At 65.5% G+C, this 9,727-nt stretch carries 9 protein-coding genes and 1 pseudogene; 3 read left to right on the top strand and 7 right to left on the bottom strand.

The features are described 5' to 3' along the window. From DFR39_RS07790 to DFR39_RS07765, 6 genes and pseudogenes are all read right to left on the bottom strand, one after another. Positions 1–95: pseudogene (locus tag DFR39_RS07790) on the bottom strand (branched-chain amino acid ABC transporter permease); the annotation flags it as partial. 187 nt (positions 96–282) lie between these two features. Continuing rightward, complete coding sequence (locus DFR39_RS07785; RefSeq protein WP_133602953.1) at positions 283–1,680, bottom strand: replication-associated recombination protein A; 1,398 nt, start codon at positions 1,678–1,680, stop codon at positions 283–285. A 12-nt stretch (positions 1,681–1,692) separates the two neighbouring features. After that, a complete protein-coding gene (locus DFR39_RS07780) occupies positions 1,693–3,420 on the bottom strand; it encodes a cation:proton antiporter domain-containing protein (protein ID WP_133602952.1) in 1,728 nt (575 codons plus the stop codon). A 25-nt stretch (positions 3,421–3,445) separates the two neighbouring features. After that, the gene (lolA, locus tag DFR39_RS07775; protein WP_133602951.1) at positions 3,446–4,066 is read right to left on the bottom strand and encodes an outer membrane lipoprotein periplasmic chaperone LolA; all 621 of its coding nucleotides are present in this window, start codon (positions 4,064–4,066) and stop codon (positions 3,446–3,448) included. Next, positions 4,056–6,437, bottom strand: a complete 2,382-nt coding sequence (locus DFR39_RS07770; protein ID WP_133602950.1) for a DNA translocase FtsK — start codon at positions 6,435–6,437, stop codon at positions 4,056–4,058. Before DFR39_RS07770 ends, lolA begins: the two co-directional genes overlap by 11 nt. A gap of 92 nt (positions 6,438–6,529) precedes the next feature. After that, the gene (locus DFR39_RS07765) at positions 6,530–7,198 is read right to left on the bottom strand and encodes a Crp/Fnr family transcriptional regulator (RefSeq protein ID WP_133602949.1); all 669 of its coding nucleotides are present in this window, start codon (positions 7,196–7,198) and stop codon (positions 6,530–6,532) included. A gap of 186 nt (positions 7,199–7,384) precedes the next feature. On the opposite strand from DFR39_RS07765, the gene trxB reads away from it, so the two are divergent. From trxB to rpmG, 3 genes are all read left to right on the top strand, one after another. Continuing rightward, the gene (gene trxB / locus DFR39_RS07760; protein WP_133602948.1) at positions 7,385–8,344 is read left to right on the top strand and encodes a thioredoxin-disulfide reductase; all 960 of its coding nucleotides are present in this window, start codon (positions 7,385–7,387) and stop codon (positions 8,342–8,344) included. 219 nt (positions 8,345–8,563) lie between these two features. Further along, entirely contained in the window at positions 8,564–8,797 is a 234-nt protein-coding gene (gene rpmB / locus DFR39_RS07755; protein WP_133602947.1) for a 50S ribosomal protein L28, read from the top strand. Positions 8,798–8,832: 35 nt separating this feature from the next. After that, on the top strand, positions 8,833–9,003 hold the full coding sequence (rpmG, locus tag DFR39_RS07750) for a 50S ribosomal protein L33 (RefSeq protein ID WP_133602946.1): 171 nt from the start codon (positions 8,833–8,835) through the stop codon (positions 9,001–9,003). Positions 9,004–9,089: 86 nt separating this feature from the next. Here rpmG and DFR39_RS07745 read toward each other — a convergent pair whose 3' ends face one another. After that, entirely contained in the window at positions 9,090–9,623 is a 534-nt protein-coding gene (locus DFR39_RS07745; RefSeq protein ID WP_133602945.1) for a DUF3016 domain-containing protein, read from the bottom strand. Between the last annotated feature and the right edge of the window lie 104 nt (positions 9,624–9,727).

Here is a 9,727-nt window from a genome sequence, read left to right as displayed (position 1 = left end):
ATGATCCCGTACACCATCGTGTACCCCAAGGCCACCAAGGCATACATGCTTCCCAGCACCAGCCCGTTGATGATTTGCTGGAAAAAGATTTCCATTGCCGCTGTCTCCACTCGCTACGCCACGGCCTGGGGCCCGGCGTGACTTCTCTGAACAGCAGGGCCTCAAGGCAAAAGGCCCGCCACCACAAGGGGCGGGCCCAAACCCTGGATGCCTGCCGGCTGCACGGATTCTAGAGGGGGGGATGCGGGCGATTTCTGGGGCTTACCCGCTGGTGCCTGAGCCTCAATCCGACTCGCCCTCCGGGCCACCGGCGCCGGACTGGGCGTCCAGCCCCCGCAAAAAGGCCAGCTTGTCGGCGATCTTGAGCTCCAGACCACGCGGCACCGGTTGGTACCAGCCGGGCTCGGGCATATCGTCGGGCAGATAGCGCTCACCCGCCGCGTAAGCATGTGGCTCGTCATGGGCGTAGCGATACTCATGGCCATAGCCCAGCTCCTTCATCAGCCTAGTCGGTGCATTGCGCAGATGCACCGGCACCTCGCGGCTGCCGTCCTGCTTCACAAAGGCGCGCGCGGCGTTGTAGGCCTTGTAGCCCGCATTGCTCTTGGGCGCCACGGCCAGGTAGATGACGGCCTGGCCCAGGGCCAGCTCACCCTCGGGGCTGCCCAGTCGCTCGAAGGTGAGGGCCGCGTCATTGGCGATCTGCATGGCGCGCGGATCGGCCAGGCCGATATCCTCCCAGGCCATGCGCACGATGCGCCGAGCGAGGTAGCGCGGGTCCGCGCCGCCGTCCAGCATGCGGCTGAGCCAGTAGAGCGCGCCGTCGGGGCTGGAGCCGCGCACGGACTTGTGCAGGGCCGAGATCTGGTCGTAGAAGTTGTCGCCGCCCTTGTCGAAGCGCCTGGCATTCAGGCTCAGGGCATTGCTGACGAAGTCCGCGTCGATGGTGCTAATGCCGGCCGCGCCGGCCGCGCCAGCCGCGATATCGCACTGCTCCAACAGGTTCAGAAAGCGGCGCGCATCACCGTCGGCATAGCCCACCAGGGTGTCGATGGCCTTGTCTTCGAAGCTCAGATGGGCCAGGGCCTTGTCGCGGGCGCGCGCCAGCAGCTGGCGCAGTTCGGCCTCGTCCAGCGACTTGAGCACATAGACCTGGGCGCGCGAGAGCAGGGCCGAGTTGACCTCGAAGGAGGGGTTCTCGGTGGTGGCGCCGATGAAGGTGAAGAGCCCCGACTCCACATGCGGCAGCAGCGCGTCCTGCTGGGCCTTGTTGAAGCGGTGGATCTCGTCCACGAAGAGGATGGTGCGCTGGCCGCGAGCCAGATAGGCCTGGGCCTGCTCCATGGCCACGCGTATGTCCTTGACACCGGAGAACACGGCCGAGAGCGCAATGAACTCGCAGTCAAAGGCCGTGGCCGTGAGCCGCGCCAGCGTGGTCTTGCCCACGCCCGGCGGTCCCCAGAAGATCATGGAATGGGGCTTGCCCGATCGAAATGCCAGGGCCAGCGGCTTGCCCTCACCCAGCAGATGGGCCTGGCCGATGACCTCGTTCAAGGTCCGTGGTCGCAAGGCCTCGGCCAGGGGCACACGCCCTCCAGACGCAGCGCCGGCCGCACCGCCGGACAGGGGAGACAGGGGTTCCAGATCGGGAAACAGCGGTTCGGAATCGGGACGGGACATGGACCGATTGTCTCAAGCGGATGCGGCCTGCTGGCCCGGCATCAGCTCACCCACCCGCTGGGCCAGAGACGCGGCCAGGCAGTGCTCGGCCAGGAATACCTCGCCCAGACTCGCCTCCCGCAGCAAGGCCGCCTCCTCCTCGCTGCGAGCGCACAGCAGCACCTGCAAGGCCGGATTGAGCTGGCGCGCCGTCTCCACCATCTGGCGGGCCTGCAGGCTGTCCCCCGCCGTGATCAGCAGCAGCGCAGCCCTCGCGATATGAGCCTGTATCAGCACGGCCGGATCGCTGGCATCGCCCGCCACCGCAGCCTGCCCCGACTCGCGCAGCGACTCCACCAGCACACGATCCTTCTCGGCCACCACCAGATGCCGCCCCTGGGCCAGCAGTTGCGCATGCAGGCCGCGCCCCACGCTGCCATAGCCCACCAGTACCACCTGTCCGCTGAGCTTGGACTCATCGGTGTGGGCGGGCAGTTCGGCCAGGGGGTCTGCACGCATTTCCATGCGGCGGGCCCAGGCCGACTTGCGCAAAATCCAGGCCTTGCCGGGCTCGATGGCCGCAAAGAGCAGGCTGTTGAGCGCGATGGAAATCAGTGCGCCCGCAAGAATCAGGCTCTGGCCCTCGGCGGGCAACAAACCCAGAGACAGCCCCAGCCCCGCCAGGATGAAGGAGAACTCCCCGATCTGGGCCAAGCTCACCCCCACGACCAGGGCCGTGTTGAGCGGATAGCGCAGAAGCAGCACCAGGCCCATGGCGGCCAGGGTCTTGCCCACCATGATGATGGCGACCACCGCGAGAACACGCAGCGGCTCCTCCAGCAGCACCTTGGGGTCGAACAGCATGCCCACGGAAACGAAGAAAAGCACGGCAAAGGCATCGCGCAGCGGCAGCGACTCGTCGGCCGCACGATGGGCGTAGGGCGACTCCCGCATCATCATGCCGGCGAAGAAGGCCCCCAGGGCAAAAGACACGTCGAACAGGGCCGCCGCCCCGAAGGCCACACCCACCGCCACGGCCACCACACACAGGGTGAAGAGCTCGCGCGAGCCGGTGCCGGCCACGGCCCACAGCAGGCGCGGAAACAGGCGCCGCCCCACCACCAGCATCAGCGCGATGAAGGCCGCCACCTTGGCCAGGGTCAGGCCCACGGTGTGCAGCAGGCCGCTGCTCTGGGCCGGGCCGGCCGGTGAAGTCTGCGCACCGCTGCTCGCGTCCAGCAGGCCCGACAGGGGCGGCAAGAGCACCAGGACCAGGACCATCACGAGGTCCTCGACCACCAGCCAGCCCACGGCGATTCCGCCATTGGCCGTTTGCAACTGGCCACGCGCCTCCAGCGCGCGCAGTAGCACCACGGTGCTCGCCACCGAAAGCGACAAGCCAAACACCAAGGCCCCACCAGAGCCCCAGCCCCACCAGCGGGCCAGGCCGTAGCCCAGCAGCGTGGCCACCGCAATCTGCACCACGGCCCCCGGCACGGCAATCCGCTTGACGGCCAGCAGATCCTTCATCGAGAAGTGCAGGCCCACGCCGAACATCAGCAGCATCACGCCCAGCTCGGCCAGCTGTGCCGCCAGGTCCATATCGGCCACGAATCCAGGCGTCGCCGGACCGATGGCAATGCCCGCGATCAGATAGCCCACCAGGGGCGGCATGCGCAGGCGGTGGGCCCCATAGCCCAGAATGATGGCCAGGCCAAAGCCTGCGGCCACGGTGGAGATCAGGCTGACGTCATGCAGCATGCCTAGAGTCCCCCCTGCGCAGCACTCATTGCTCGATCAGATCCGCGCCCGGCGGCAGCACGAAGCGAAAGCGCTCCGCCGCCACGGGCGCATTGGTCTGCACCGCGCTGAACTGCAGCAGGGAACGCTGGCCAAAACCATCCACCACCTCGATGGCGGCCAGCTCCCGGCCCTTGAAGCCGACCTTGAGGCTTTGCAGCCCGGCGTCGGCCTGGCGCGGCTGGGCCTGCACCCAGTCCAGCCCCTGGGCCGCGGGCAGGGCCTTCAGCTCGAAGTCCTTCTCGAGATTGGCCCCCGCCAGCAGGGCCGCAGGGGTGGCACCCAGAGCCGCGCTCATGCGGCGCGCGCTGGCCTGCTTGAGGTCGGGGTCGTAGATCCAGACCTTCTGGCCATCGCCCACGATGAGCTGCTCGAAGGGCTTGGTGTAGGCGAAGCGGAACTGGTTGGGGCGCTGGAACTCGAAGCTGCCGGAGGAGCTCTTCTTGCGCTGACCATCGGGCGAGCTCACGGTCTGGGTGAACTCGGCCTTGCCGCTTTTCACCTCGCGGCCGAAGTCCTTGAGCGTTTGCACGGCGTCGGCGCGGGCCAGACCCGTGAGGACCAGGGCGCCGGAGGCAAGGAGGTGGGCGAGGGACTTAAGCTTCATCACGTTTGGGCACGACCAGGTCGCGACTGCCGTTGGTATTCATGGCGCCGACCAGACCGGATTTCTCCATCTGTTCCAGCAGGCGGGCGGCGCGGTTGTAGCCGATGCGCAGATGGCGCTGCACCAGGGAGATGGAGGCGCGGCGGTGCTGCAGCACCACGGCCACGGCCTGGTCGTACATGGGATCGGACTCGCCGTCACCGCCGGCCACCAGGCCCGGCAGGCCCTCGCTACCACCGCCCTCGCCTTCCAGCACGCCGCCCTCGAGGATGCCCTCGATGTAGTTGGGCTCGCCGCCCTGCGCCTTCAGGTACTCGACCACGCGATGCACCTCGTCATCGCTGACAAAGGCGCCGTGCACGCGCACCGGCAGGCCGGTGCCGCTGGCCATATAGAGCATGTCACCCATGCCCAGCAGGGCCTCGGCGCCCATCTGGTCCAGGATGGTGCGGCTGTCGATCTTGGAGCCCACCGAGAAGGCGATGCGGGTGGGAATATTGGCCTTGATCAGGCCGGTGATCACGTCCACCGAGGGGCGCTGCGTGGCCAGGATCAGGTGGATGCCGGCGGCACGTGCCTTCTGGGCCAGGCGGGCGATCAGCTCCTCGATCTTCTTGCCCACCACCATCATCAGGTCGGCCAGCTCGTCGATCACCACCACGATATGCGGCAGGCGCTCCAGGGGCTCGGGCTCCTCGGGCGTGAGGCTGAAGGGGTTGGGGATCTTCTCCTCGCGCTCGGCGGCCTCGTCGATCTTCTTGTTGTAGCCGGCCAGATTGCGCACGCCCAGCTTGGACATGAGCTTGTAGCGCCGCTCCATCTCGCCCACGCACCAGTTCAGCGCGTTGCCGGCCTGCTTCATATCGGTGACCACCGGGCACAGCAGGTGCGGGATGCCCTCGTAGACGCTCATTTCCAGCATCTTGGGGTCGATCATGATCAGGCGCACATCGCGCGCCTCGGCCTTGTAGAGCAGGGAGAGGATCATGGCGTTGATCCCCACCGACTTGCCCGAGCCGGTGGTACCGGCCACCAGGCAGTGCGGCATCTTGGCCAGGTCGGCGACGACCGGCGCGCCGATGATGTCCTTGCCCAGGCCCATGGTGAGCATGGAGGACGCGTCGGCATAGACCTGGGAGCCCAGGATCTCGGACAGGCGTATGGTCTGGCGCCGCGCATTGGGCAGCTCCAGCGCCATATAGTTCTTGCCCGGAATCGTTTCGACCACGCGGATGGAGGTGAGGCTCAGCGAGCGCGCCAGGTCCTTGGCCAGGCCCACGATCTGCGAGCCCTTCACGCCCGTGGCGGGCTCGATCTCGTAGCGCGTGATCACCGGGCCGGGCGAGGCCGCCACCACCCGCACCTCGACGCCGAAGTCCTTCAACTTCTTCTCGATCATGCGGCTGGTCATTTCCAGCGACTCGGGCGTCACCGTTTCCACCCGCACCGGCGCGGCGTCCAGCAGGTCCACCTGGGGCAGCTTGGTGTCGGCCAGCTCGGTGAAGAGCGGGGTCTGACGCTCCTTGGCGACGCGGGTGGACTTGGGCACCTCGACCACCGGCGGCTCGATCACGATGGGGATGTGCTCCTCCACCACGTGGCGCTCTTCTTCCACCACCTTCTCGCGCTCGCGCTTGGCGCGCTTGCCCACTTTTTCATCCTCGCGGATCTCGCGGCGCTCTTGGCTGCGCTCGCGCAGCTGCTCCAGGCGCCCCCCCAAGGCCTCGGCCATATTGAGCCAGGAAAAGCGCAGCGCCAAGGCCATGCCCACGACCAGACCCACAATCCAGATCACACCGGAGCCGGCAAAGCCCAGGGCCTTCATGCCCCAGGGCCCCAGGGTGTAGCCCAGCACACCGCCGGCATGGCCGGGCAGACGGACTTCCCAGCTGTACAGCCGCGACCACTCCAGCGCGCAGCTGGCACTCATCAGCAGCAGCAGCCCCCCCCAGAACAGCACACGCTCGCGCCAGTGGCGCGCCGGCGCCTGGTCGGCGCGCAAGCTGCGGGCCAGGGCGCCCAGCCAGGCGCGCAGGCTCACCAGCATCAGCCACCACGCCGAGAAACCGAAGGCGAAAAACAGCAGATCGGCAATCCACGCGCCGAGCGCGCCCACCCAGTTGTGGGGCAGCTCTCGTCCGCCGGACATGCTGAAGGCAGCGTCGCCCTTGTCGTGGCTCAAGAGGGCCAGCAAGACCAAGCCCCACAGCAAAGCCGCCGCCACCAGCCACAGGGGCGATAGGGGCTTGCGCGGCTGGGCAGCCGCCGCGGGCTTTTTCTTGGCGCTGCGCTGATAAGTCTTGCCAGCGGCGGGGTTTGCGGGCGCGTCCGGCGCCTCGCTGCCAGTCAGGGATCCCAGGGGAAAACTCATGCCCGCATTGTGACCGAAGGGAACTGGCTTTGAGGCGCAGGGCGCTCGCTAAACGCATCAGCCCGTAGCGACACCCCGCACCGGGGCGCCGCTCAGTCGTGCGGCAAGCGTTCCTTGATCACGACCGAGCCGTTCTCCAGGGTCTCGATTACGCCCTTGTCCTCCAGGTCCTTCATGACCCGGCTGACCATCTCGCGCGAGGCGCCCACGACCTTGGCCATGTCCTGACGCGAGACCTTGCCACGGATGATCTTGAGGCCTTTTTCATCCTCGGCCATATCCAGCAGGGTACGGGCCACGCGCCCGTACACATCCAGCAGCGCCAGGGACTCGATCTGGCGATCGGCATTGCGCAGCCGCGCGACCAGCCCGCGCAGAATGCCGTAGGCCATGCTGCTGCTTTCCGGCAGGCAACGGGCAAATTCCTGCCGGCCCAGCACCAACATATCGGTCTGAACCTCGGCACGCACGGTCGCCGAATGGGGCTCGTTGTCGATCAGGCTCATCTCGCCCACATAGTCGCCCGGCTGGAGCACAGCCAGGATCACCTCACGCCCGCGGTTGTCGGCCGTGAGCACGCGCGCACGGCCGTTGAGCAGGATGAAGAGGGCATTGGACTTGGTGCCCTGCTCGACGATCAGCTCCCCACGCTTGAAGCGGCGCTTGACCACACTGTCCGCGACGGACTGTGCCTGATCGGTCGTGAGCAGGGAAAACAAGGGCACCCTGCGGATCAGGTCCAGATTGGACAGCATGGCCATGTAAGAACTCCTCGGATTGGCAGTGTTCGACTTGTGCTTGTTTCCCGGTTGTCAGGCGCCCGTGAGGCGGCCTGCCTAGAATCCAACCTATTGTGCCAATTCGTTCACACGACTCCATAGGGTCTAGGCCGTAGAAACAACAGCAGGCCCCTTGCAGCCGGAGCCCTCCAACCTCAGATCGTTCCCATGAGCCAAAGCACCCAACACCACTCCCTGCTGATCCTGGGCTCCGGCCCGGCCGGTTTCACGGCTGCCATCTATGCGGCCCGTGCCAATCTCAAGCCCACCCTGATCACCGGCATGGCCCAGGGCGGCCAGCTGATGACCACCACCGAGGTGGACAACTGGCCCGCGGACGTGATGGGCGTGCAAGGCCCCGAGCTGATGCAGCGCTTCCAGCAGCATGCCGAGCGCTTCAACACCCAGATCGTCTACGACCACATCAATGAGGTGGATTTCTCCAAGCGCCCTTTCACGCTCAAGGGCGACAGCGGCGTCTACACCTGTGATGCGCTCATCATCGCCACCGGCGCCTCCGCCAAGTACCTGGGCCTGGAGTCCGAGCAGGCCTTCATGGGCCGCGGAGTCAGTGGTTGCGCCACCTGCGATGGCTTCTTCTACCGGGACCAGGAAGTCTGCGTGGTCGGCGGCGGCAACACCGCCGTCGAGGAAGCGCTTTATCTCTCCAACATCGCCAGCAAGGTGCACGTGATCCACCGCCGCGACAAATTCCGCGCCGAGCCCATCCTGGTGGACAAGATGATGGAGAAGGTCAAGGCCGGCAAGATGGTGCTGCACACCTTCCAGACCCTGGACGAGGTGCTGGGCGACCAAAGCGGCGTGACCGGCGTGCGCATCAAGAGCACGAGCGACGGCAGCACCCAGGACATCAAGCTGCAGGGCTGCTTCATCGCCATCGGCCACCAGCCCAATACCGACATCTTCAAGGGCCAGTTGGAGATGAAGGACGGCTACATCATCACCAAGAGCGGCCTGAACGGTTTTGCCACCATGACCAGCGTGCCCGGCATCTTCGCAGCCGGCGATGTGCAGGACCATGTCTACCGCCAGGCCATCACCAGCGCCGGCACCGGCTGCATGGCCGCACTCGACGCCCAGCGCTTCCTGGAGCAGGAACAGGCTTGATCTGCCAAGCCGGCTTGGCAGATTAGCCCTTGTCGGCTATACTCGCCGGCTTGCCTGCTTGATGGACCGCCCCAAGACGCAGAGCGGCCGAATTCTTTCGGCGCTTGGCCTCAAGGTTTAGCAGGCATAGAGCGGTCATGTGGCCTTGTGCCGCCCTCACCTCGGGTGAAAGCGGCGCCAGGGCTGGATGGATAGAAAGCATCAAACCGGAGAAGCGTCATGGCACGCGTCTGTCAAGTCACGGGCAAGAAGCCCATGGTGGGCAACAATGTTTCCCACGCCAACAACAAAACCAAGCGTCGTTTCCTGCCCAATCTGCAGTACCGCCGCTTCTGGCTGGAAAGCGAAAACCGCTGGATCCGCCTGCGCATCAGCAATGCCGCTCTGCGTTTGATCGACAAGGTCGGCATCGACCAGGTCGTCGCCGATCTGCGCGCCAAGGGCGAGCTGTAATCCTTCCCGTCCACTCTTAACAAAGGAACACCACCATGGCATCCAAAGGCGGACGCGAGAAGATCAAGCTGGAATCCACTGCTGGCACCGGCTTCTTCTACACCACCAACAAGAACAAGAAGACCACGCCCCAAAAGCTGGAATTCATGAAGTTCGACCCCAAGGCCCGCAAGCACGTCCTGTTCAAGGAAGTGAAGCTGAAGTAATTCGGCCCGCGCCCAAGAAAAACCGCCAGCATGCTGGCGGTTTTTTTATGTCCGGGCCACAGCGGCACGCACGGCGCCGCTGTGCTTCAGCGCTTCAGCGGAGCAAATTCCTTCTCGAACCAGTCATCCAGCATGCGCTTTTCATAGCGCAGCGGCTCACCACCGCCATGCTCAATGGCACTGCCGCGACCCAGGAAGTTCATGTCCACCAAGCGCTGCTTGCCTTCACGAAGGGTCTTGCCGCCCTCGCTCAACACAAAGCGCAACTCCATGCTGGGCCAGTCCACCTGACTGAGCACCCGAAGGCGATCCATGGAGCGCCCCACGGGCTTGACCTCACCAGCAAGGTTCAGATCCAGAACCTCAACCGACAATTTCTGTGATGCGGGCAGGCGCTGAGCGACCTGGCCGCGCATATAAGACTCAAGCTCGGCCAGATTGCGTTCACGCTCCAGGGGCCCGTCGCCGGCATCCACGAAACGCTCTGGCTGCGCGAAACGCAGCTCAAGTTCCGCGGCGTGAGCCGCATTCATGCCGGCAAAGCCGGCGGCAAGCAGCAGACCCGAGACCAGCAGGCCCAGGGACGGTCTCGGGACAGGGGATGCAGCAACTCGCTTCATCGTGCCAACTCCTTCTTCTGTTACCAATACCTTTTCAGGTGGGGGCAGTATAGGAATGCACAAGAAAAAAGGTGCCGCCGAAGCGACACCTTTACCGTGGAGCA

Source organism: Roseateles asaccharophilus (genome assembly GCF_004362405.1).
GTDB lineage: Bacteria > Pseudomonadota > Gammaproteobacteria > Burkholderiales > Burkholderiaceae_C > Kinneretia > Kinneretia asaccharophila.
The sequence above is the reverse complement of the archived record's forward strand: the minus strand, read 5'-3'. Positions and strand labels throughout refer to the sequence as shown.